The sequence below is a fragment of the Calditrichia bacterium genome (assembly GCA_020634975.1).
GTDB lineage: Bacteria > Calditrichota > Calditrichia > RBG-13-44-9 > J075 > JACKAQ01.
In genome coordinates this window covers 1812079-1836035 of record JACKAQ010000001.1, presented here as the reverse complement: position 1 = coordinate 1836035, position 23957 = coordinate 1812079, and the positions used below count along the sequence as shown (strand labels likewise).

The 23957-nt window shown below is 50.0% G+C and carries 23 protein-coding genes; 12 read left to right on the top strand and 11 right to left on the bottom strand.

What is annotated here, in order from left to right; genetic code table 11:
• Positions 1-89: 89 nt before the first annotated feature.
• The 5 genes from H6629_07485 to H6629_07465 are packed head-to-tail and all read right to left on the bottom strand — an operon-like array spanning position 90 to position 4928.
• Positions 90-344 (bottom strand): hypothetical protein, encoded by a 255-nt coding sequence (locus H6629_07485; GenBank protein ID MCB9067635.1) that lies wholly within the window; start codon positions 342-344, stop codon positions 90-92.
• Positions 290-775 (bottom strand): hypothetical protein, encoded by a 486-nt coding sequence (locus H6629_07480; protein ID MCB9067634.1) that lies wholly within the window; start codon positions 773-775, stop codon positions 290-292. Before H6629_07480 ends, H6629_07485 begins: the two co-directional genes overlap by 55 nt.
• Positions 720-1184 (bottom strand): protein kinase, encoded by a 465-nt coding sequence (locus H6629_07475; GenBank protein ID MCB9067633.1) that lies wholly within the window; start codon positions 1182-1184, stop codon positions 720-722. The genes H6629_07480 and H6629_07475 overlap by 56 nt, the downstream gene beginning before the upstream one ends.
• Positions 1181-1567 carry a protein kinase gene (locus tag H6629_07470; protein ID MCB9067632.1) on the bottom strand — a complete coding sequence of 129 codons (387 nt, stop codon included), beginning with the start codon at positions 1565-1567 and terminating at the stop codon, positions 1181-1183. Before H6629_07470 ends, H6629_07475 begins: the two co-directional genes overlap by 4 nt.
• 22 nt (positions 1568-1589) lie before the next feature.
• Positions 1590-4928, bottom strand: coding sequence for a serine/threonine protein kinase (locus tag H6629_07465; GenBank protein ID MCB9067631.1), 3339 nt, complete (start codon positions 4926-4928; stop codon positions 1590-1592).
• A 213-nt stretch (positions 4929-5141) separates the two neighbouring features.
• Here H6629_07465 and H6629_07460 point away from each other — a divergent pair, with 213 nt between their 5' ends.
• On the top strand, positions 5142-5435 hold the full coding sequence (locus H6629_07460) for a 4a-hydroxytetrahydrobiopterin dehydratase (protein MCB9067630.1): 294 nt from the start codon (positions 5142-5144) through the stop codon (positions 5433-5435).
• A gap of 121 nt (positions 5436-5556) precedes the next feature.
• Here H6629_07460 and H6629_07455 read toward each other — a convergent pair whose 3' ends face one another.
• Complete coding sequence (locus H6629_07455; GenBank protein ID MCB9067629.1) at positions 5557-6621, bottom strand: transporter substrate-binding domain-containing protein; 1065 nt, start codon at positions 6619-6621, stop codon at positions 5557-5559.
• Positions 6622-6779: 158 nt separating this feature from the next.
• Here H6629_07455 and H6629_07450 point away from each other — a divergent pair, with 158 nt between their 5' ends.
• The gene (locus H6629_07450) at positions 6780-7805 is read left to right on the top strand and encodes a TAXI family TRAP transporter solute-binding subunit (GenBank protein MCB9067628.1); all 1026 of its coding nucleotides are present in this window, start codon (positions 6780-6782) and stop codon (positions 7803-7805) included.
• A 167-nt stretch (positions 7806-7972) separates the two neighbouring features.
• On the opposite strand, the gene upp is transcribed toward H6629_07450, so the two are convergent.
• Positions 7973-8608 (bottom strand): uracil phosphoribosyltransferase, encoded by a 636-nt coding sequence (upp, locus tag H6629_07445; GenBank protein ID MCB9067627.1) that lies wholly within the window; start codon positions 8606-8608, stop codon positions 7973-7975.
• Complete coding sequence (locus tag H6629_07440; GenBank protein ID MCB9067626.1) at positions 8598-9317, bottom strand: 1-acyl-sn-glycerol-3-phosphate acyltransferase; 720 nt, start codon at positions 9315-9317, stop codon at positions 8598-8600. Before H6629_07440 ends, upp begins: the two co-directional genes overlap by 11 nt.
• Before the next feature lie 277 nt (positions 9318-9594).
• On the opposite strand from H6629_07440, the gene H6629_07435 reads away from it, so the two are divergent.
• From H6629_07435 to H6629_07405, 7 genes are all read left to right on the top strand, one after another.
• Positions 9595-10200: a thymidine kinase gene (locus tag H6629_07435; protein ID MCB9067625.1), complete on the top strand. Its 606-nt coding sequence runs from the start codon at positions 9595-9597 to the stop codon at positions 10198-10200.
• 93 nt (positions 10201-10293) lie between these two features.
• Positions 10294-11568 (top strand): NupC/NupG family nucleoside CNT transporter, encoded by a 1275-nt coding sequence (locus H6629_07430; protein MCB9067624.1) that lies wholly within the window; start codon positions 10294-10296, stop codon positions 11566-11568.
• 129 nt (positions 11569-11697) lie between these two features.
• Complete coding sequence (locus H6629_07425; GenBank protein ID MCB9067623.1) at positions 11698-12699, top strand: asparaginase; 1002 nt, start codon at positions 11698-11700, stop codon at positions 12697-12699.
• Positions 12700-12739: 40 nt separating this feature from the next.
• Complete coding sequence (locus tag H6629_07420) at positions 12740-13324, top strand: HupE/UreJ family protein (GenBank protein ID MCB9067622.1); 585 nt, start codon at positions 12740-12742, stop codon at positions 13322-13324.
• 98 nt (positions 13325-13422) lie between these two features.
• Complete coding sequence (locus H6629_07415) at positions 13423-14367, top strand: acetyl-CoA carboxylase carboxyltransferase subunit beta (protein MCB9067621.1); 945 nt, start codon at positions 13423-13425, stop codon at positions 14365-14367.
• A 15-nt stretch (positions 14368-14382) separates the two neighbouring features.
• Entirely contained in the window at positions 14383-15159 is a 777-nt protein-coding gene (gene surE, locus H6629_07410; protein MCB9067620.1) for a 5'/3'-nucleotidase SurE, read from the top strand.
• A gap of 146 nt (positions 15160-15305) precedes the next feature.
• Positions 15306-15725 (top strand): hemerythrin family protein, encoded by a 420-nt coding sequence (locus H6629_07405; protein MCB9067619.1) that lies wholly within the window; start codon positions 15306-15308, stop codon positions 15723-15725.
• A 224-nt stretch (positions 15726-15949) separates the two neighbouring features.
• Here H6629_07405 and H6629_07400 read toward each other — a convergent pair whose 3' ends face one another.
• Positions 15950-16780 (bottom strand): DUF2236 domain-containing protein, encoded by an 831-nt coding sequence (locus H6629_07400; protein ID MCB9067618.1) that lies wholly within the window; start codon positions 16778-16780, stop codon positions 15950-15952.
• 314 nt (positions 16781-17094) lie between these two features.
• Here H6629_07400 and H6629_07395 point away from each other — a divergent pair, with 314 nt between their 5' ends.
• Positions 17095-18156: a metallophosphoesterase gene (locus tag H6629_07395; protein MCB9067617.1), complete on the top strand. Its 1062-nt coding sequence runs from the start codon at positions 17095-17097 to the stop codon at positions 18154-18156.
• The gene (locus tag H6629_07390; protein MCB9067616.1) at positions 18153-20495 is read left to right on the top strand and encodes an AAA family ATPase; all 2343 of its coding nucleotides are present in this window, start codon (positions 18153-18155) and stop codon (positions 20493-20495) included. The genes H6629_07395 and H6629_07390 overlap by 4 nt, the downstream gene beginning before the upstream one ends.
• A gap of 6 nt (positions 20496-20501) precedes the next feature.
• On the opposite strand, the gene H6629_07385 is transcribed toward H6629_07390, so the two are convergent.
• Both H6629_07385 and H6629_07380 read right to left on the bottom strand, forming a co-directional pair.
• The gene (locus H6629_07385) at positions 20502-21275 is read right to left on the bottom strand and encodes a response regulator transcription factor (GenBank protein MCB9067615.1); all 774 of its coding nucleotides are present in this window, start codon (positions 21273-21275) and stop codon (positions 20502-20504) included.
• A gap of 4 nt (positions 21276-21279) precedes the next feature.
• Positions 21280-22425, bottom strand: a complete 1146-nt coding sequence (locus tag H6629_07380) for a histidine kinase (protein MCB9067614.1) — start codon at positions 22423-22425, stop codon at positions 21280-21282.
• A gap of 497 nt (positions 22426-22922) precedes the next feature.
• Between H6629_07380 and H6629_07375 the strand changes: the two genes are divergently transcribed.
• Positions 22923-23594, top strand: a complete 672-nt coding sequence (locus tag H6629_07375; GenBank protein ID MCB9067613.1) for a TetR family transcriptional regulator — start codon at positions 22923-22925, stop codon at positions 23592-23594.
• Positions 23595-23957 lie beyond the last annotated feature (363 nt).

Sequence of the window (23957 nt, the reverse complement as noted above, 5' to 3'; positions counted from 1 at the left end):
AAGTTGAATCGGTTGCCAGTGTTGTTTTATAAAATTCGAGTGCCTTTTCTCTGTTTCTTTTCCTGCGAAAAGCATGTGGTTACCGCGCTTCACGAGTTCGTATAGGCGCGTATCCTGTTTTTGCTATTTTCCTCGATGGCGGCGATGGCTTTCGGTGATAGTTGCACATGCAAGGCTTCTGCAATGGATTTGGCAACATCATCCTGCAGTGTCAAACACATCATCGAGTTTTTGTCATACGATTCCGCCCAGATATGCGACTCGTCATTCGTGCGGATCAACTGCGCGGTCACGCGGATGTTATCCTCATGTTTGCGAATGCTGCCTTCCAGCACGGTAGACACATCCAGTTCCTCCCCAATTTCCCGAATGCTTTTTCGGAGACAATTTTGTTGCGATAGCGCATTACGGATGTCCGGGCAATCACTTTCAGTTCGCCCAATCGCGCAAGTTTGGTGAAAATTTCGCCTCGGTCGGCTGTCGCGCAAAAATATTCCTGATCCTGTTCCGGGCTGAGATCGTCGAACGGCAACACAGCAATGGAATTGAGCTGTTGGGCATAATCTGGCAGGTCGGACGTTCGTCCGGTAAAGCGGGACCATAAAACCACAGCGATAATAAACACGGAAAAATAAAAAGCGTGCTGATAATCGCCTGTTTGTTGATGGTCGATTTTTTCCGGTTTTTCGGCGGATGGAATCCATTGAGAGCGGGAAATACTATCCACCTGCCGATCCGCACGTTGCAATTCGCCCAGCAATCGATGCGCTGGCATAGCGGTTTTCCGGATTTTTTGGAGCATTTCTTTTCAATTGCGCTGGACAGATTTGCAGCAATCGCCGGGGCACATCCGCCCGTTTTTGATCGACCGGCTCGCGAATGTTTCGTTGAGAATCGCGTAAATAACCGCCTGCGCTGAAATCGCCTGCAAACGGCATTTCGCCGATAAGTAGTTCGTACAGCACAACGCCCAGCGACCACAAATCGCTGCGCTGATCCACCGGTTCGCCCTGCGCCTGTTCCGGCGACATATATGCGGGCGTGCCCAGTGTCGATGCCGACCTGGGTGAGTTTTGCTGCGTGCCAACTTTCGCGATGCCGAAATCCATCAATTTGCACCTGCCGGTCAGCGGTGACCATGATATTGCCGGATTTGATATCGCGATGAACAATCCCTTTTTCATCGTGCTGCCTGCAACCCTTTGGCAATCTGGATGGCGATATCAGTTCCAGCCGTTCGATCCGGGCAGCCGTTCCAGTCCGGCAATCTCATGCATTTGGCGTCGGCCTGCCCGTCGATGTATTCCATGACAAAATAAACACATCTTCTTCTGCATGTTCGATAGCGTGGATCGTTGGCGATATTCGGATGATTCAGCGATGCCGCCGCTTTTGCCTCAATTTCGAATCGCTGCCGAGCTTCTGTATCCGTAGCGATGTGACCGGGCAGAAATTTGATGGCAACTTGTCGATCGAGCCGGGTGTCTTCGGCAAGATACACCACGCCCATCCCGCCCTCGCCGAGCTTTTTGACAATGTTGTAATGGAGAATTTTTTTACCAATCATACCTTGGTTTCCAATGTGTTGGTCAATTTTGAATCGACATCTCTGCTACCCGTTTTACTACCGAATCTGCTGCTGCCGGGCGATTCATCTGCCGCAGTAACGCGGCATAAGCGGTTTGGGCTTGCAGCACTTCTTCGTTGGCTTCGCCAAATGCCGCTTCGCGAAGCGCGATTACCTGCCGGAAAACCACTTCCGCTGCCGCAACATCGCCGGTTTCGGTTTTCAGCTTCGCCAGTTCAAACATGGGATAGCTGAGCACCGGATGCGCATCGCCAACCAGTTCGGTAAACATCGCCACCGCTTTTTTGAGGTATTCCTCAGCCCGCCGGAAATCCTTTTTTGCGAGTGCAGCGCGACCGAGATTGGTGTATGCTGCCGCCGGTCGCGGCGTGTCTTTGCCATATAGCGTTTCGTAAATGGACACCACTTCCCACAACACTTTTTCCGCAGCGTCGTAATCGCCTTTGAGCACCAGCGAACGTCCGTAATTGTTCATCGCCGTTGCCACGTCGTAATGCACATTGCCGTAGCGTTTTTTGAAAATGGTTACTGCCTGTTTGTGCAGTTCAATGGCATCTTCGTGGCGATTGAGCGATGTGTAAGTGGACGCCAGATTGCTCATCGCGATGGCCGTTTCCGGATGATCCGGCCCGTATATTTTTTTGAATGTTTCCAGCGCCTCGTTGAACAATTGGACGGCTTCGTCGTTGCGGCTCAAATCCAGCAGCCACCACGCGAGATCAATTTTGATGCGGCTGGTCAGCCAGTGATCGTCGCCGACCTGCGCTTTGGCGATGCGCAACGCTTCCCGAACCAGCGGCTCCGCTGCCTCGTATTTGCCCTGATTTGCCAGCGCAAACGAGAGTTTCGACACCGATTCCGCGTACTGAATATTATTTTTACCGATGGTTTGTTCAGCATATTCAACAGATTCCTGATGATAGTTGAGCTGCTTTTCCTGGTCGCCTTTTTCCTCCCAGACATCGCCGAGCTGCCGGAGATTTTGCACCACTTTTTCGTGATTGCCGTTTTCGCGGAAAATTTGCAGCGATTGTTCCATCAGCACCTGCGCACTGTCAAATTCGCCAAGCTGATAATAAGTGTAACCGAGATCGTGCAGCGTCGCGCCGAGTTCCGGATTTTGGGTGTCGAGCAGCGCCCGCTGTTTGGCCAGCGCGGAATCCAGCAGCGGTTTGGATCGCCCGAACAGCCCCATTTCCGAATATACTTTGCCCATCGTGTGCATTAGTCGCGCCTGAATTACCGGCTCATTTTTGAGCTCTGCGCCGATGCGCTCGGCGCTGCGGTCGAGCAATTGCCGCGCAGAAATCGTGTCGCCAACGGCTTCGGTGGGATCGGAAATTTTGAACAGATCGATCAAAAAATTGGAGACTTGCCGGGCAGATTCAGCTTCGCGGGAGGCTTTCTGCTCCGCTTTGGTGGCGCGGACAAATCCGGCTGTTGCGAAAATGAACCCGATCAGCAATCCTGAAACGGCAACGCCGGCAGCGATCACCGCCAATCGGTTGCGCCGCACAAATTTTGAAATACGGTAGCCTGCGCTCGGCGGTCGCGCAAAAACCGGTTCGTCATTCAAATATCGCCGGATGTCCATCGCCAAACCGTTAGCGGTCTCGTAGCGGCGATTGCGATCTTTTTCCATCGCTTTCACGGTGATCCAGTCGAGATCGCCCGCGAGCTTTTTGTGCAGCGATCCGGCATCCGTGCGGCGATTTCTGGCGATTTTTTCCCGCACATCGCCGATGGTTTGCAGCCGTTTGCTGGGCGTTGGCGGATCGGTTTCGCGAATCATTTTTTGCAGCGAATCGCCCGGTTTTTGGTATTCGCTGAAATCGAAGGGCAACGCGCCGGCGAGCAATTCAAACAGTATCACGCCGAGCGAATAAATATCCGATCGCGTGTCAATATCCAGTTGGGAATTTTCCAGTTGCTCCGGGCTCATGTATGCGGGCGTGCCCACCACCTCGCCGATGGCAGTCACCAACGTGCTGTCGGTGAGCGGCGTGTGGATTGCTTTCGCGATGCCGAAATCGATAATTTTGGGCACCGGTTTGCCGTCCTGCAGCGAAACGAGGATGTTCGACGGCTTCAAATCGCGGTGAATAACGCCCTTTTGGTGAGCATGCTGCACGGCACCGCAGATGGCGGTGAACAACTCCAGCCGTTCGTTGGTGGAAAGCCGTTCCGTATCGCAATAGGTGTTCAACGGCACGCCGGGAACGTATTCCATCACAAAATATGGGCGACCTTTGTCGGTGGTTCCGGCTTCAAAAACTTTGGCGATGTTCGGATGATCCATCACTGCCAGCGCCTGCCGTTCCGCTTCGAATCGCGCCACAATTTGTTTGCTGTCCATCCCCAATTTGATGATTTTGAGCGCTACTTTTCGGCGCACCGGGGCGATTTGCTCCGCGAGATACACTTCGCCCATGCCGCCCTCGCCGATCTGCTGACGAATTTTATACGGCCCGATTTGCTCTGCCTGCGGATCTTCTTTGGGCAATTTTGTTTCGCCTGCGCTTTTACCTGGTTTTGATTGAATCGCATTCAGCGCGGCGATCATTTCCGCCATCGTCGCAAAGCGTTCATCGGGATTTTTGGCGAGCGCTTTTTCGATAATCGCATCGATTTCGGCGGGAATTTCCGGTCGCGTTTCCGCGAGTTTTTCCGGCGATTCGTTGAGGATGGCGTAAATCAGCACCTGTTCGTAATCGCCCTCGAACGGTGCTTTTCCGGCAATCATTTGATAAAACACCACGCCCAGCGACCAGATGTCGGTGCGATAATCGACCGTCATGCCCTGCGCCTGCTCCGGGCTCATGTATGCGAAAGTGCCGAGTGTTGTGCCCTGGCGGGTTTTCAGCGCGGCATCGGCCATTTTCGCCAGCCCGAAATCCATGATTTTCACCTGCCCGTCACCGGTAATCATGATGTTCGTCGGTTTGATATCGCGATGAATAATGCCTTTTTCATGTGCTGCATGCAACCCGTTCGCAATTTGGTTTGCGTAGTCGATGGCAACCTCTGGATGTAGGGGCGATTCACGAATCGCCTCAATGAGTTCGTTACCGTCAACATATTCCATCACAATAAATTGTGCATCTTCGCTATTTTCGATGGCGTAAATTTGGGCGATGTTGGGGTGATTGAGCGCAGCGGCTGCTTTTGCCTCGTTGACAAACCGCTCCCGCGATTCGCTGTCGTTGGCAATATGATCCGGCAAAAATTTGATGGCAACATTTCGCCCGAGCCGCGTATCTTCAGCGAGATACACCACGCCCATTCCGCCTTCGCCGAGCTTTTCGATGATGTTGTAATGGAGAATGGATTGTCCCAGCATCAATTTCCCCAAATAAAAATTGGATGGTAAACTGTTTTTCCGGCAGGTGAGCCAGAAAATTTCAATTTGTCAGCAGGTGCCGTCAACGCTTCCCGATGTTGGTCGGTGACAATTTAGCATAAACAGGCAAGATTCGCAAACTTGAGATTTGGCAAACGGTTGACAACTGCAATTGGTCGACATATCTTGAATAATCAAACCAAAGGAGGAAATATGACCAGCAGGACAAAAATAAATGAGACAGATGCAAAAAAAATGTTGGGTGAAATTCCCGGTTGGAAAATTGTCGACGGCAAGCTGCACCGGGAAATCCAGTTCCCGGATTTTGTGGCGGCATTCGGATTCATGACTCGCGCAGCGATCCTCGCCGAAAAGCAAAATCACCACCCGGCATGGTTTAATGTTTACAATAAAGTGGTGATCGATCTGGATACGCACGACGCCGGCGGACTCACCGAATTCGATTTCAAACTGGCTAAAGCGATGAATCAGTTATTGGAGAAATAATCGCTCAGCATATTGTTGTGTCATTCCTGCGCAGGCAGGAATCTCTGAATAATTTGTTCAGGAAAATATTTACCACAGCGCGTTTTACGACGTTGTGGTAATTTAACTCTTTAAACATATATTATTCCCCGAGATAGCGCTTCAGCACATTCTCCCACTCTTCGCGACGGATTTCCGAAAGCAACGCCCGGTTGAGCGGCTCGCGCAGGTCGCTGCTATCCGGTAGCCCGATGCCGTAATCCTGCCGGGAGAAGGTGAACGGCAGCACATTCAGCGATCCCTGATATTCGCTTTGGGCGAGGTATCGCAGAATCGGCGCGTCGTACACGGCGGCGTCCACCGTTCCGTCGGCAACGGCTTGCAGCGCACTGCCGATCGTGTCAAAACTGCGGTGCCCGATGTTATCGCGAACCAGATAATTTTCGCTGGTGGAGCCGCGCACCGTAGCGACTTTCACATGCCGCAAATCATCCGCACTGTTGATGTTCGATTGCAACTGGTTCACCGTTAACGCAGATGCGATACCCGCCGTAAAGCTCGAAATAATGATGATTGCCATAAACATCCAGATCAGCCCGAGGATGCGTCCCCAAAAGGTGACCGGTGCTTTATCGCCATAGCCGACGGTGGTCATCGTGACTGCCGACCACCAGAAACCGGCGCCGAGCCCGTGCATCGCCGTGCCGCCAAATTGTTCGGGATTGCGGCGGCGTTCCACCAGCCAAACCAGCGCGCCTACGGCAAAAAGCAACAGCGCGAGCGCCGCAACAACTTGCAAAAAATCTTTGGAGAATAATCCCAAAAATAGCTGCCAGTAGGTGTTTCCGCCGGTTGTGCGCACCGCAACGCTCAGCCCGGTGTTGTAAAACGCGTGGCTGAAATCGAACGCTTTTTCGCGATCCGGTGTGATGGTCAGTGCCGCAACGGCGAGGTCAATCTGGTTGTTTTCCAGCCCCTGCAGCATTTCTTCGAGGCTCATTTCGCGATATTCAAAGGTGTAGCCTTCGTTTTTGGCGATCTGTTCCCACAGGTCGATGCTGATGCCGCGCCAACTGCCGTCCGGCTGTTTCATGGAAAACGGCGCTGCTTCCTTTGTGCCGACAATCCATTTTTTCTGCGGTACATTCGCGGTCGCCGCGATACAAAATAACAGTCCCCAAATCGCCAAAACATATTTTAACTGCATATCCGTCCACTTTTTTTATTGAATGAATTACGCTATCTTTAGCTTTAAATATAAAAATTTCTCAACTTTGCACAACAATTTCGCATATTTTCGCGTTAGCGAATGTCGGCGAGGCGCGAAATAATCGGAAAAAAATCAATCAAATAACGGGGAAATACATGCAATTTTCGATCAGAAATTTCAGAAAATACACGGCAATCGGCGTTGTTTTGCTGGTTGGTGCGGGATTGTTTTTGGCGTGCGGCGGTGGCGGCGATGCCGAACAACAATCCGCCAAACCTGCCGACCGGCAATTTTTGAGCTTGGGAACGGCACCGCCCGGCGGGGCATTTTTTGTGGTTGGCGGCGCGATTGCCCAAACCGTAAACGATAACGCCGGCGAATCAGGCTGGCAAATTTCCGCGGAAGCGACCAAAGGCACGCAGGAAAATATCCGGCGGCTGGACCGCGGCGAACTCGATTTTGCGATGGCCAACGCAGCGATTTCCTATTTCGCAGTGCGCGGCGAAGGCGATTGGGAGAAAGCCTACACCGTCCGTTCGGTGATGACGCTGGCGCCGAATATCGCGCTGTTTATCGCACCGAAGTCCAATAATATCAATTCGATAGCAGATTTGCGCGGAAAGCGGGTAGTGGTCGGTCCCGCCGGTGCGGGATTCGAATATTTTATCCGCCCGATTTTAGCGGCGCACGGATTGACATATGACGATTTCACGCCGTTGAACAACACGCAGGCCGGCGCAGTGGACATGCTCGCCGATGGTTCCGCGGCTGCCGCATTTTTGGGCGGCGCGGTGCCAACAGCATCGATCACGCAGGCATGCGCAACGCAGGATATCGTCTTCATTCCGTTTGACGCGGCGGCACGGGAAAAGCTGATCGCGGATTACCCCTTTTTCAACGCGGCAAATATTCCGGCAGAAACCTATCGCGGACAAGTTGATGAATATCAAGGGCTTAACGTGGGTTCTATGCATTTGGTTACATCGGCAAATGTGGCGGAAGAAACGGTGTATCAATTCACCAAAATTTTATACGAACAGCGGGAAGCGGTAGTAAAGCAGCATCCGGCGGGACGGGCGATCAACCCCAAAAACGTGATTCGCGATACCGGCACGCCGTTCCATCCCGGTGCGATCCGCTATTTTAAGGAAATCGGCATTTGGCCGGAAGCGAGCGAATAAACCGGCATCGCGGAGCACGGGCTTCGCAACGAAATTAAAACACAATGAAAAAAGGCACGCAGATTTGCGTGCCTTTTTGTTTTCGGAAATTTTTGAAAATGTGGATAGTTTCTGTTAAATCCAGTTGAGTGGCCGCGGAGATTCGAAACACGCCAAACAGCAGGTTCTCAAACGCCAAAATAACGGTCGCCCGCATCGCCGAGACCGGGCAAAATGTAACCGATCTCATTCAACTGGCGATCCAGCGCAGCGGCAAAAATCCGCACATCCGGGAAAGCTTCCGTCACCCGTTTTACGCCCTCCGGCGCAGCAATCAGCGCAATCATTGTGATGGTTTTAGCGCCGTGCTCCCGCAACTTTTTCAGCGCATCGGATGCGCTGCCGCCCGTCGCCAGCATCGGATCGACCAGAAACACCTGCTTTTGATCCAGGTTTTTTGGCAATTTTAAATAATAATCCACCGGCTGCAGCGTATCGTGATCGCGATACATGCCAATCATCCCGACAATCACCTCCGGCAAAATCGGCGTGATGCCGTTGACCATCGCCAGTCCTGCCCGCAAAATGGGCACCAACAGCACATCGCCGGCCAAACGCGGCATTTCCACCTGCTCCAGCGGTGTGCGGATGCGCTGGTTTTGGGTCGCCAAATTGCGGCTGGCTTCGTAAAACAGCAGCGAGCTGACGGCATCCAGCAGCATTTTGAACTCGTGATGCGGTGTTTCCACCGACCGGAGCCGGGTGAGTTTGTCGGCGATCAGCGGGTGATCCACCACTGTCAAATTTTTGAAATCATGATTCATATTGCATAAATCCCGAGGCTACTCGCTGGTAGGTTTCGTCCATTAATTGTTCACGGCTTTCGTAACTGGCATTTTCCACAATTACCGGCGGGTGAATGGTTACCCGAACCTGCTGCCCGCCGCGAATGAGCAATTTTCCTTTGGGCAAAATGGGAAAAGTGCCGCTGATCGACACCGGCAACACCGGCAAACGGGCATCCAGCGCCAGCATAAACGGCCCTTTCTTGAACGGCTTCAACTGCCCGTCCTCGCTGCGGGTGCCTTCCGGGAATGCCAAAATGGAGATGTTTTTGGATTTGGCAATTTGCGCCGCGTCTTTTAGCGTGGCAATCGCCCGGTTGCGGTTGCTGCGATCGATTTCCAGAATACCGAATCCGCGCATTGCCTGGGCAAAAATGGGAATCCGGAACAGCTCTTTTTTGGCGATAAAGGTGAAATGATTGGGCATTGCCGCCAGCAGCACGGGAATATCCATATGGCTTTGGTGATTGCTCAGCACGATATACGATTGCCGGAAATCCACATTTTCCACGCCTTCTACCGTCAGCTTTATCCCGGCGATCCATACCAGGGCTTTCGCCCAGGGTTTCATAATCCATTCCAGCGCAATTTTGGAATGCCGCTGAAACAATCCGATCACCATTACGCCAATTCCGCCTATCGTTGTGTTAATACCCAGCGCGATAAAAAAAAGCAGTGTCCGGATCATAACTCACCCTGAAAATATTTCTTTTGCAATGTGCAACCCGGTTCGTTTACGTGTTGCGTATTTTATCTTTTAATATAACCCTAAAATAGATATTCCGGCAAGTTTTAGCGGACATTATTCAAACTTTTCAGTTGTTTTTTGGGTTTCTGGTAGCGGTTTAATCAAACGCGAACGGGAATTTTCGCTTAAAAAATCTGTTTGTTCTTTAGGTGGGAATGAATATCTTTGGGCTTTGTGGAATAAAGAATCAACAAAGGGTTTCAATTTGGAGTTTGGAATGGTTCCAATAATTCAGCGGAATGTCGGGTGGATAGAAGTGGTGTGCGGTTGCATGTTCAGCGGCAAATCCGAAGAGCTGATTCGCCGGTTGCGGCGGGCGCTCATCGCAAAGCAAAAAGTGGCAATTTTTAAGCCGAAAATCGATAATCGCTACAGCGAAGATCACATTGTGTCGCATTCGGAACAGCGGATTCCCTCGATGGTGGTTGAAAGTCCCGCCGAAATTCTCGAAAACGCGTTGGAAAGCCACGTTGTGGGCATCGACGAAGCACAATTTTTTGATGCAACGCTCATCGAAGTATGCCAGCGATTGGCCAATATGGGCAAACGCGTGATCGTCGCGGGGCTGGATATGGACTATCGCGGTGAGCCGTTTGAGCCCATTCCGCAACTGCTGGCGATGGCGGAATACATCACCAAAACGCAGGCAATTTGCGTGAGCTGCGGCAATCCCGCATCCTTCACCCAGCGAACCAGCAAAGATGCCAGCCGCGTGGTTGTCGGCGCGACGAATATTTACGAAGCGCGTTGCCGCAACTGTTTCGAGCCGCCGGCAGAAGCAAAAAAAGAGAATAAAAAATCTGCGGAAACAACTGAAAAATAGACGTTTACAACGCGGGGTGATCGCCAGGTTTTAGCCGGCTTTCTGCCAATTGTTGCCGTGACAGTCATCGACAAATCAAGTTCTGGAGCAGCTATGTTAACAGATATGCTATTTGGGTTATTCGGATTAACGGTGTTGGTTGGTATTGCCGTGCTGTTTTCCAACAATCGCGGCGCCATCAGTTGGCGATTGGTGGGAATCGGTATCGGGCTGCAGTTGCTCTTTGCCGTAATTGTTATTCTCACCACCTGGGGATCACGTTTTTTTAGTTTCATCAGCACTATTTTTGTGAAAGTGATTGCGTTTACCAACGAAGGATCAATGTTTATTTTTGGTGATCTGGCAGATGGCAGCAAAGGCTTTTATTTCGCGTTCCAGGTGCTGCCGACGATCATTTTCTTTTCCTCGCTGATGTCTGTTTTGTATCACCTCGGTGCGATGCAAAAAGTGGTGCAGGGTATGGCGTGGGTGATGGCCAAAGCCATGCGCGTCAGCGGTGCGGAATCGATTTCCGTTGCGGCGAACGTGTTTATCGGGCAAACAGAAGCGCCGTTGGTGGTGCGCCCGTATGTGTCGCCAATGACCCAATCGGAACTGTTGACGCTGATGGTCGGCGGGATGGCGACGATCGCCGGCGGCGTGCTGGCGGCATACGTTGGTCTGCTCGGCGGCGGCGATCCGCAACTGCAATTGTTCTATGCGAAACACCTGCTTTCCGCCAGTATTATGGCTGCGCCGGCAACCATCGTCATCGCCAAAGTTCTGGTGCCGGAAACCGAAACCTCCCAAACCATGGGCGAAGTAAAAGTGCATGTGGAAAAAACCGCATCCAATATTATTGATGCGGCAGCCAGCGGTGCGGCAGACGGTTTGAAGCTGGCGTTGAACGTTGCGGGAATGCTGCTGGCGTTCATCGCGCTGATTGCCATGGTCAACTGGATTTTTGAGGGCATTTTCACCGAACTATTGGGATTGACCATCGCCGGTGAGCCGATTACGCTGCAAGTGTTGATCGGCTACGCGCTCAGCCCGATCGCCTGGCTGATCGGTGTGCCGTGGGGCGATTCCGTGACGATCGGTTCGTTGATCGGGCAAAAAGTAATCATCAACGAATTTGTGGCTTATCTGGAATTATCGCAAATTCCTGCGGGACAACTATCTGAAAAAGCAACACTTATCGCCACTTACGCATTGTGCGGATTCGCCAATTTTTCATCCATTGCAATACAGATTGGCGGCATCGGCGGGATTGCGCCGGATCGCCGGTCGGATTTGGCGAAATTCGGTTTGCGCGCTGTCCTCGGCGGCACCCTCGCCACAATGATGACCGCGACCATCGCCGGTGTGTTGAGCGGCATCGTTTTATAGTTTTCCAACATAAAACACAAAAATTGCCACAGAGACACAGAGTGCACAACGTTCCAAAAATCAATATTTTATATCCTCTCTGTGTTCTCCGTGACTCTGTGGCAAAATCGTTTTGAAATCGTTGCCCAAATGAAAAAAATTCTCATCATACATACCGGCGGCACATTCGGAATGGTGCCGTTGAAGCCCGCGCCAACGCTGGCGCCCAATCAGGTTCAGGCGAACATCACCCAGTTTGTTCCGGAGTTGCGGCAGATCGCTGAAATCGATTTCCGGGCGTTGTTCAATCTGGATAGCGCCAATATTACCCCAACCCACTGGCAGCAGCTTGCCACGCTTATTTTTGATGAATTGCCCAATTACGACGGATTTGTGGTTATCCACGGCACGGATTCCATGATTTATACTGCTGCGGCGTTATCGTACATGTTGCGCAATTTGTCGAAACCGGTGGTGCTCACCGGATCGCAGCGTCCGCTCGCGGAAATCCGCTCCGATGCCCGGATGAACCTGATTAACGCGGCAGAGCTGGCCACGCGGGATATTCCTGAGGTGAGCATTTTTTTCGGCACGGAACTGTTGCGCGGCAATCGTTCTGCAAAGGTTTCCGGCATCGATTACGGCGCGTTTGTCAGCCCCAATTATCCGCCGCTGGCGGATGTGGGATTGGAAATTACCCTGCACGACAATTGTTTGCGACCGTCCGGAAAGCCGGAATTGCTCACCGCCATTTCCGATGAAGTGCTGGCGATGCCCTTTTTCCCGGGGCTGCATCCGGAATATTTGCGTTGGATGATTGATTCCCCGCTGAAAGCGATTGTGGTTCAGGCGTTGGGATTGGGCAACGTTGCCACGCAGGAAAAATCGCTGGTGCCGTTGGTGCAATCGCTCTCCGATGCCGGAAAACTGGTGGTGATCGCATCGCAGAGCCGCCACGGATTTGTGGATTTGCAACGCTACCAGAACGGCAAATTGATCGCCGAAGCCGGTGCCGTCGGCGCGCAGGATATGACAATGGAAGCCGTAATTGTGAAACTGATGCACCTGTTGGGCACCCATCCAAATGCGTTGGAAACGGTGAAAAAATTGCTGCACGAACCCATCGCAGGAGAAGTCGATCCGCAGGCGTAATCAATATTCCTTTATCCTTAACCTTTTATAATTGATAAATATGACCACATTTGAAAGTTATCTGAAATTGGGATTCAACCACATCGCCGATCTGGCGGCATACGACCATATGTTGTTTATCGTGGCGCTGTGTGCTGTGTATCGTGCGGCGCAGTGGAAACACATTCTGGTGCTGGTTACCGCGTTTACGATCGGTCACTCGCTAACGTTGGCGCTGGCAACGCTGGGTGTTTTTGTCATTCCCGGCGATATCGTGGAATTTCTCATCCCGCTGACCATTTTTGTGACCGCATTTCTGAATATTTTTGAACACGTTGAACGGGCCGAGCGCCGGAAAATGAGCTGGAATTATGGACTGGCAATGTTTTTCGGGCTGATCCACGGTATGGGTTTTTCCAATTATCTGCGGATGCTGCTCGGCGATGAGGAAAGTTTGCTGCAACCGCTGTTCGCGTTTAACGTCGGGTTGGAGCTCGGGCAATTGCTGATTGTTGCTGTAACGATGGGTGCGGCATATCTGGTTATGAACGTGTTCCGCGCGCAACACCGCGAATGGAATTTATTCGTTTCCGGCGCTGCGGCAGGCATTTCGCTGCTGCTGATGGTCGATGCGAAATTTTGGTAAGTTTATTTAAATCAATATATTAAGGACGTCATTTTTTTTAGTTTACATTGTCGCTTTCAGTGCGTATTTTAAACGATGTATAAATCGGGAGTGCAATAATGGATTGGTTCAAACGAAAAAAAGGCATCGACACCGGCGAAAAAAAAACCATACCAGATGGTTTATGGGTAAAATGCGAAAACTGCGGCGAAATCATTTATCGTGCGGAATTACAGAAACGCATGTTCGTTTGCCCCAAATGTGACAACCATTTTCGCATCACCAGTAAAGAATTTATCGAGTTTTATTTTGATGAAAAAAGCTTCAAAGAAGTCAACGGGCACATCAAATCCGTTGATCCGCTGAAATTCAAGGATTCCAAAAAATATACCGACCGGCTGAAAGCCGCCCAAAAAGCAACCGGATTAAACGACGCTGTTGTCACGGGTTCTGCCACTATCGAAGGACAGCCGGTGATTGCGGCAATCATGGATTTCTCGTTTATCGGCGGGAGTATGGGGTCGGTTGTTGGCGAAAAAATTGCCCGTGCAACCGATATCGCCCGGGAAAAACGCCATCCGTTGCTCATCATTTCCGCATCCGGCGGTGCGCGAATGATGGAAAGCGCACTCTCGCTGATGCAATTGGCGAAAACCAGCGCAAAGCTGGCGCAGCTGGAAGATGCCGGCGTGCCGTTTATCGCCATTTTAACCGATCCGACAACCGGCGGAACAACCGCCAGTTTTGCCATGCTCGGCGATGTGCAAATTGCTGAACCCGGCGCGCTGATCGGTTTTGCCGGGCAGCGGGTGATCAAACAAACCATCGGACAGGATTTGCCGGACGGTTTCCAGACCGCGGAATTTGTTCAGGAACACGGGTTTATCGATATGATTGTTCATCGCCACGAGATGCGCGAAACTCTTGCCCGTTTGCTCCGTTTGCTTTGGCCGCTACCCACGGATGAACCGATGACCAACAACCAATCCAAAACAGATGTTGCTGCAGAAACGCCAAAAACGCCTGCCAAAACCACTCGAACGACTGCCAAAAACGGAAAATAACGGAGCTGTATTTTCATGAGCGAACGCCCAAAAATTCTGGTGACCAACGACGACGGCATTTTTTCTCACGGTATTTGGGCGTTGTGCAATGCCATGAAAAGCATCGGCGAGCCATACGTGGTTGCACCCGATTCCGAGAAAAGCGCGGTTGGGCATGCGATCACACTGTCTGATCCGCTGCGGGTCGCAAAAGTGGAACGCCACGGCGAATTTTTCGGATGGTCGGTGAACGGCACACCCGCAGATTGCGTAAAATTGGGCGTAAAAGGCATTCTGGAATTCAAACCGGATTTGGTCGTTTCCGGCATCAATCAGGGCAGTAACGCCGCCGTAAATGTCATTTATTCCGGGACAGTTTCCGCCGCAACCGAAGGCGCGATAATGGGCATTCCATCCATTGCTTTTTCCCTCACCAGCTTCACCAACCGCGATTTTTCCGGTGCCGCGGAAGTGGCAAAAGTGTTGGCGGATGCTGCTTTAAAAAATGGAATACCGGAAGATACGTTGCTCAGCGTAAACATTCCCGCATTGCCGCTTTCGGAAATCAAAGGTATCAAAATTACCCGGCAGGGGCGCGGCAGGTTTGAGGAATTTTTTGAAAAACGCACCGATCTCACCAACCGCACCTACTACTGGCTGGGTGGCAAAAAACTGGTGCTCGATACCGACGACGACGTGGACGAAGTCGCCATCTCCCGCCAATATGTGGCGGTAACGCCGCTGCATCTGGATTTAACCCAATATCGTTTTCTCGCCGAACTGCGCAATTGGCAGCTCGATCTTCCCCAATAAAAAATCACCACTTCAGAAAATCGTTTGCGGATCTTGTGCAATTCGGCAACCGGTCGCGTTCTCATTCCGATATATTTTAGCTCAACCATGCTTTTTGGTTTTGTATCGTTTAAGGGGCTAATTTATCATCAAACAAGGAGGGGATCATGAGTGGATCTCTGAGAATCGCCTGGGATGACTCGCTAAGTTCCGGTAATCGCGCGGTGGATATCCAGCACAAATATCTCATCGATATTATTAATGAACTTGCGGATGTTATCGAGCAGAAAAAAGGGCGTCAGGCAGTAAAAAAAGTCATCAATTTGCTGAAATATTACACCGTTTGGCATTTTGAGCGCGAAGAAAAATGTATGGAAAAGTTCAATTGTCCGACAGCAAAAGCCAACAAAGGTGCTCACGCCAAATTTATTGAAACATTTTTGCAGTTTGAAAGCGATTATCGCAACGGCGCTTCCGACGATCTGGCGATGCGGATGTACAAAGAGCTGACAGACTGGCTGGTATCACACATCAAAAAAATTGACGGCGGTCTGGCATCGTGCGTTCACACCGATTCCTCCCACTAAATAGTGGCAAAAAATTGTAACTTATTTTCGCGGGACAGTTTATTTTTGTCCCGTTTTTTTTTTGCACCTACCATAATTTTTGAGATAAATGTAGTTGAACTTGGTTTTCCATCAAAAGGTTTAAATTACACAATATTGAACTTTGATAAAAAATCGGTTTGTTTTTCACGATGTTTCAATTGCGCAATAACCTACCCTGGTAACATCGTTTGAAGAGCGTGATTTCAACGGGTTTCCCGGCGAATTTTCCAGGCCATCGGCAATGACCGCATCCGTTCCGGCGTGAATCGCAACAACCAACGAAAAATGGAAATAATCCGGCGGAAGCGTTTTTCCTGCCGATCAGACCAATCGAAACCGAATGCGGGGCGTAATGATTTTGGCAGCATCCCGATCGTCAAAAATTTCACCGGCGCCAGCGCAATATTGGGAATCCAACGAATATTCGGACGAAAAATACTTTCGCAAATCTCGCGCCCCGCAACGCCAACTGCCAGTTGTCCGGTGTCTGCCATGCTTTGCAGATAGCTGCAAAATGCCGGATAATCCGGCGGCAGCACATCTGCCGAAACGCCCAACCAACCGCCCCAAATGCAGCTTTCCCGGTAAAACTGCTCTTTTTCCGCATCGCTCAACGGTTGAAACAGCAGCTCGTAAATGACAATCGAAGTATCCACCAGCGTGGCAAAAACCCACATCAGCAGCACCGGATTTTCTGCAAAATACCGCCGCTTTTGTTCGAACGAACCAACCGTTTCGCCCATTTCGCCGGTAACGCTGCGGTGAACAGTGCGAACGCGGGCGGCAACTTGTTGGGCAACTTCGCGCTCCGCAAATACAATCTGGATAATGCTGAACAATGTGCGAAACAGTCGGTCTAGCGGTCGTTCTCGAAAATCGCTGTGATCAGCAACACCCTGTGCGACCATCGGGTGGGCAATTTGCATCAGCAGCGCGCGCCCGCCGCCGAGCAGCAGTGCGATTTCTTTGTTTATTCGCCAGGTTTGCGTTCCCGGCGGGAATTGGTAACGACTTGTTTTCTCTGATGTTATCATTTATAAAGGATAAAGGATAAAGGATAAAAGTTTAAGAATACGCATCGGCGAGCCCGGCGACCTAACGTTTACTCCCCGAGCAAAGCCGAAGGGCGGTATTATTACGATTTCATCTTCAATTTTTAAATCATCATTCGCCGGTGCAAAGTAAACCTAACATACGTAATTTTCAAACAGCCAGAAAAAAATGGCGTCACTTGCGTCACATTCCCAACTCACCAAAATTCATATCTTGCATAAAAGACAAAATTTCCGTTATTTTGTAGTGATATTACCACAAAACCGGATCCGAAACGGAAGCAAAACGCAAATTTATGAAAATTTTACACACAGCAGATTTGCATTTACGCAGCATTACCGATGTGCGATGGCAGGCACTGGAACGGGTTGTTGAACTGGCGCAATCAGAAAATGTTCGTGTGCTGGCCATCAGCGGCGATCTGTTCGATAGCGATGCCGACGGGCAAACATTACGCCCAAAAATCCGCGAAGTTTTCGAACGATTTGGCGGGAACGTGCTGATCATCCCGGGAAATCACGATGCCAACGCTTATCCGGATGGCACCTATTTTGGTGATAACGTGACCATATTGCGTGATTTGCTGATGCCGGAAACCATCGACGGCGTATGCTTTTGGGGATTTCCCTACGAAGAAATGGGTGAAGAAGAAATCCTGCCATTTTTGACAATGGCTGCGGAACGCGCCGAACCTGACGCAACCCACGTGCTTTTATTCCACGGCGAATTGTATGATATGATTGGCGGATGGGCGGAATATGGCGAGGAAGGGCGGCAACGGTATTTGCCCGTAAAGCTCAGCTATTTTCAGCGATTGCCGTGGCAATACGTACTCGCGGGACATTTTCATAGCAATTTTTCGGTGCACGAAATTCAGGAAAATCAATACTTTGTGTATTCCGGGTCACCGGTTTCGGTTACCCGCCGGGAAACGGGCATCCGCAAAGTGAATTTATTTACCATTGGCGAAGTGCCGCAGCCGCGATTGCTCAATAGTTTTTATTATCACATTTTGCGAATTTCGCTGGATCCGTTTGCGGAGAAAACGCCGCTGCAAACGATCACCGAACGGATGGTTAATTTGCCGGAACACGCCGGAATGCTGCTGCACATCAACGGATTTATCAACAGCAAAAAATTGGCGATGAGCGAAACGGAACTGCGCGAGGCGTTGTTGCGGCTGGTCAGCGAAAAAGGCGATATCGCCAGCATTGAATTTCGCGATGTGCACGAAGTGCTGGAGAACGATCTGTTCAAAAGATTCCGGGAACGGCTGGATGCCAGAGATTTGGATGACGCGGAAAAGCAGCGCATTCTGGATGTTACCGTGAAGGCAATGATGGAGATAAACGAATGAGAATAAAGGAGTTCCGAGTCCATCGCTATGGCCCGTTGGGCGAAAGCGGCGTGGTCAAACTGGAAAACTTCAACCTTTTTTATGGCAATAACGAAGACGGAAAAACCCTCACTCTCGAAGCGATGGTCAATTTCCTGCTCGGCAAACGCGCAAAAATTTTCCCGGGCATCGACCGGGTTTCGCACCGGCCGGAAGGGTATTTGCAACTTGAAAATCAGTCCGGCGAAACGTTTATGCTGCCGGAAGCCGGTGATATTTCCAGCATCATGAACGTTACTGCGGAGGAATATCGCAACCTGTTCATCATTCGCAACAGCGATTTGACGATCTCCCGCGAAAGCGAATTTTACGACGCCATTTCCGAACGCCTGACCGGTTTGCGAACCGGATCGGTGCAAAAAGTGATCGACAAATTGCGGGAAATCGGTGATTTTACGCCAACGATGGAAGTGGTGAATACTCGCGAAAGCCACTATCTCAAAAAGCGATTGCTGGCAGCGCGGGAATTGGTGGATGAGTGCGAATTGCTCTATCACGAAGCTGCGTCCGATGGCTACGATATTGTGGAAGAAAATCTGGTGGAAATCCAGCAACGGCTGCGAAGCGCCGAAGAGCGCATCAGCGGATTGGGCAAAGCCCGCCAGCGGGAGCGCTATGAAAACGGGCGGCGTCATCTCGACCTGATTTACAATCTCCAGCAACAACTCAATGTTTTTCCAGAACTTAACGACGAAATTTATCTGCAATGGCAGCAGATGGAAAATGTGGTTCGCGAAAAAGAAGCCGAATTGAACGCCAGCATCCGGCAAAGCCAGTCCATCGAAAATGAGCTTGCGGAAGAGCAGCGCAAATTACTCGAACAACGCAATACGTTTGAGGTGGTTCGCCAACGGAAGTTTGCGGTAGATAACCGGCTCCGCCCGCTCATGCAGCAAATGAACGAATACCGTAAAGACAACGCCAAGTTTATGGCGAGCAAACCGTTCTTCACTACGGCGATAGCCGTGTTTTTACTGGTGGCGCTAATTTCGCTGGCGGGAGTGATGTGGCAGCCGGGAAATACGGGCATTTTGGTTGCGGCGGCATCGTCTGCAACCGGCACTTTTTTGATGTCGCTTTTTTACTATTTCCGGTTTATCAGCCCCACCGGCGAACATCAGTTACGGGTGTCGGATGCCTTGCTGATGGCTGAAGAAATCAACCTTCCTGGCGAGAATCTATCGCAGATACAGGAGCAGATTTTGCGGCTGGAAGAAACCTATCAGCGACAACAAAAGCAAATTAATGAAGCAGAGAGCCGCGTTCAGTTTCTAGAGAAAACCTACGCAAATTTGCGCGATGAGCGCATCGAAGGATTACAGGCACGTATTTCCGAAGCGCAAAACAGCATCAAAAAAATTCATCAATCCAGCAAAATGGACACGCCGGCGGAATACCAGCGCAAGCTGAAAGAGCGCCAGCGGGTGGAGCAAAAAATCAACGAGTCTGTCACGGTTCTCACCAGCTTTTTTGGTCCGGCATCCGGCGATTTGACGGAGCAATTGCAGCAGTGGGAATCATCGGTTTACGATTTGCGAAGCTACCAATCCGAAGCAGCGAACATTGCATTCGAGGAAAAAACGCTGGCACAGGCAACCGATGAACGGGATGATTTGCTGTCGGAAATTCAGATGTTGCAGCAGCAATTGCATGAATTTCGCACCCGCCTCGGTGATATCGAACGTCGGGCGTACGAGGTTGTATTGCCGGAAGAAGACCGCTTTCCCAGCCGTACACTCAGCGATCTGAAGCAGCTGGATCACATGCTCAAACAGTTCATTAGCGATACGGAAATGCGTCAGCACAACGTGCGGACATCCATCAATATTTTTGAAGAAATCGAACGGGAAGAGCGCGAAAAAATTCGCGAATTGTTTGGAGAAGGTAGTCGTATCTCTAATATTTACAGCGAAATAACCGATGCGCTTTATCCGGTTGTGCATTACGATGCAGATGAAAGTGGCATTCGCATTCAGCGCAGCGACGGCAAAAAATTGCTGCCCTCGTGGCTATCAAGCGGTGCGTATGACCAGCTTTATTTTGCCGTGCGGATCGCGCTTGGCGAACGGTTGCTACAATCGGAAAAGGGCTTTTTTATTCTCGATGACCCGTTTCTCAAATCCGATTCCAAACGGTTGCGGCAGCAATTGGATATGCTGGTGGAAATTTCCAAACAAGGTTGGCAAATCCTCTATTTTTCCGCGAAAGATGAAGTGGTCAGCACGCTGAATCATCACATCGACAGCGGTTTGGTGGCACTGCAGGAAGCCCCGCAAGTCGATTACAAAGTTGATGCTTAGTAGCTGCTAAGCCGGGATTTCGAATCGCCCGATGAGGTTGTCCCGGTATGTTCGTGTGAGGGTCAGCTCGGTGTTGTCGCTCATCACGATGATCAATTCCCCATGCGATGACGGCTGCATTTTGCGAATCCGCTCGATATTCACGATGCAGGAGCGATGGATGCGGATAAATTTATCCGGATCGAGTTTTTCCTGCAAATTGTTCATCGTTTCGCGTAGCAAACGCGATTTTTTGCCGGTGTGCAGATAGACGTAGTTTCCCGCCGCTTCAATCCAATCGATATCATCTGTTTTCATGATCAAAATATCATCGCCGCTGCGGATGAGCACGCGCTCCATGTATCGCGGGCGACGAGTGAGCTGGGAAAGCAGGCTTTGCAGGTGCGAATCCAGCGCTTCCGGCGTTTCTGTCTGGTGTAAATCGCGGTATTTTTGAATGGCTTTTTTGAGTCGCGCCGGATCAAACGGCTTCAGCAGGTAATCGAGCACGTTCAGTTCGAAGGCTTTCATCGCAAATTGATTGTGTGCCGAAACAAAAACCACCGCCGGCGGTTTGACGAGCTGGTTGAGTGTATCCGCGATTTCCGTGCCCATCATTCCGGGCAAATTAATATCCAGAAATACGATTTCCGGTGCGGTTACGCGAACCATTGCGAGCGCTTTTTCGCCATTATCGCATTCGGCGACCACTTGCACATCGTTTTCTGCGTCCAGTAAATGGCGCAGTTTTTCGCGTGCCAGCGGTTCATCATCGACGATTAACGTTCGAATGTACTTCATTTTTTCACTCCTTTGAAGGGTTTACTGCGGCGGCATCTTTATGAATACGAAAAGGAATCAAAATTGTTACATTGGCGCCGCCAGCTATCCCGTCAGAAATCCGGAATTGGTGACGGGTGCCGTATAATTGCTCTAACCGTTTGATAGTATTGGAGATACCAACGCCGGCATCTTGCCAGTTTGCTTCTTCCAACGAAAAGCCTCTGCCGTTATCGGCGATATCCAACTGTAATTTTCTGCCGGAAATAGCTGCGCTGATGCGTATGTTCCGGCTATCGTCAACCGGATTTGCGCCGTATTCAATCGCGTTTTCGACCAATGGCTGCATCAGCAAATAAGGCACTTCTGCGTTCAGCGTTTTGGGTTCGATGTCAAATGTAATTTGCAGCGTGTTCTCAAAACGAGTTTGCATGATGTCCAGATACAATTTCAGCATCGCAAGCTCCTGTTCCAGCGCGATCACTTCCACATCCGTTTGGCGAAGGGTAAGCCGCAGCAAATTGCTGAGCTGAACAATCGCCTGATCTGCACGGTTGGCGTCGTTGTGCACCAGCGCGCTGATCATCTGCAACGCATTGAACAAAAAATGCGGGTTGATCTGGGCATTCAACGAGCGCAATTCTGCCCGTTGCAGAGCATCCTGCAACCGCCGGGTTTGGCGATCGCGTTCGCGGGAGCTGTGCCAAAACAGCACTGCGTAATGGCTGCCAAGCATCGTTGGATAAATACACAATGCCGGCAACATCTGGTTTGAAAAAAAGCTTCCGATAGCAGCATAAACATTTGGAAATGCATCAGGGCAATACGAGCAGATCAGCCACGTAACATCACGAAAAACAAATAGGTGTGCAATCGCAACACCGATGGTTATTCCCAAATGGACCAGCCCGTGTTTCACCGGTGCCTGCGCCAGCGGAAACCGTTGGCATAGCCAGATAACGACAGGAAACATCAGCAAAGCAAATCCGGTAGCGACAATCAGCCAGACAAAAATGGTGACCGGTTTTAGCGTTGCGGACGCATGTCCGTGATGGATGTAACGGCTGTTCAGCAACAGAAGACTCATCAGCACGCCGGAAAGCAGAATTTTTTCCCGGTATTGCCACGAACCTCGCTGAAAGCCCGAGTCGTTCAAGTAGCGCTGCATCATAAATTGGCCTGTTTTGCCTGTCAACCAACAAATCTCCAGTTTTGTTGGCAATCAGGTACGTTAAAGCTACTTTTTTGAAATGGAGCTCAGCAAAGCCCAGGCGGCTTAGATGTGTCTCTGCGGCAACGGCGAAAAAAAACTTCGCCGACTCAATACCTCTTCCTTGCGAACAAAATTTACAAAAAAGGTACCATTGCAAATAAACTTGATCACAAAAACATACTATGTCGATTATTTATAATAGTTTAAATGCTTACTCTTTTGTTCAAAAATGATGATGTGAGGAAACGTTTTTCCACAGTTGGGAAGCGTGTTTCCCGGTACGGTAGAAAATTGTGTTACGTTCCGGCGGTAATTTTCGGTGATTAAATGGTTGCTTTCGAGCGAAAAAAATAACTTCCTTGACACGCTTTTCACAATTTAATAAGCTGAACTAATTTGTGAATATCGCAAATATCAACAAACAATCATCGGTAGTTGTAAATAAAGGATATAGCATGCGGGAAAACCTGGAAATTCGTCAGCAGATCATTGATGCGGCAATCGATTTGCACATCACCACTGGCGGCAACTTTACGCTGAAACAGCTTTGCCAGAAGGCGAAAATCAAACAGGGTGAATTTTATCAGCAATTCAACAGCAAAAATCAGGTGCTCGGACAATTTTACCCGCTGTGCGTGCAGCGCTGCCGGGAAATGTCGCTGCAAATTGAAGCTTACCACAGCATGAGTTTGGCTGAAAAGCTGGGCAATTTTATTTACATGATGTTCGATCTGCTACAGGAACAGCGCGAATTTGTGGACGAAACGTTCGGGGAAATGGTTTTCCAAAATACCGGGACGGCGTTTCATCGCGAAGTTGCCGATGTCATTGGCGAAATTTTGGAAAGCGATCCGCAAATTCCCGATCTGCAGCGCTCTTTTTTGCTCAATGCCCAAATGTATGATGTTTTGGCGAAAGAATACATTCATCTGTTGAAATTCTGGCTTTCCGATGACAGCCAAAATTTCGAGAAAAGCATGGCGCTGACAGATAAACTGGTCAATTTTTTGGAGGAAGTGCTGCACAGTAACGTGATTGGACGCGCCGCAGACTTGCTGAAATTTTTTGTCCAAAATGATGTTGTAAAGTTGAACTTTCCGCTAATAAAATGGCTGATTCAGCGATAATTTAGCATACTCCGGTTATTTTGCGATTCACTTTTTTATATCACACCAACCACAATTTCTATAAAAAAATATCTGTCGGTAGCGGCTCAAATCTGGTGATGAGCGGTCGATTTTATTTGCTGTTAAGCTGTTGATTAATATGGGTTTGAGTTTTGTTGTTGGAAGTAATAAATTGAAACGGGGTAAGTTTCATTATTGCGAAATATAGGTTGCTAACAATCTAGCCCTGCTAAAATAGTATTAAAAATATAGGGCGTAAAGTATGCAATGGTTCCGTCGAAAATAGTGTAGCGGAAAAGCTATGTTTCAAAGGGAATTTGGGCGATTCATGGGTGAAAATAAGTATTATCGAATATTAATCAT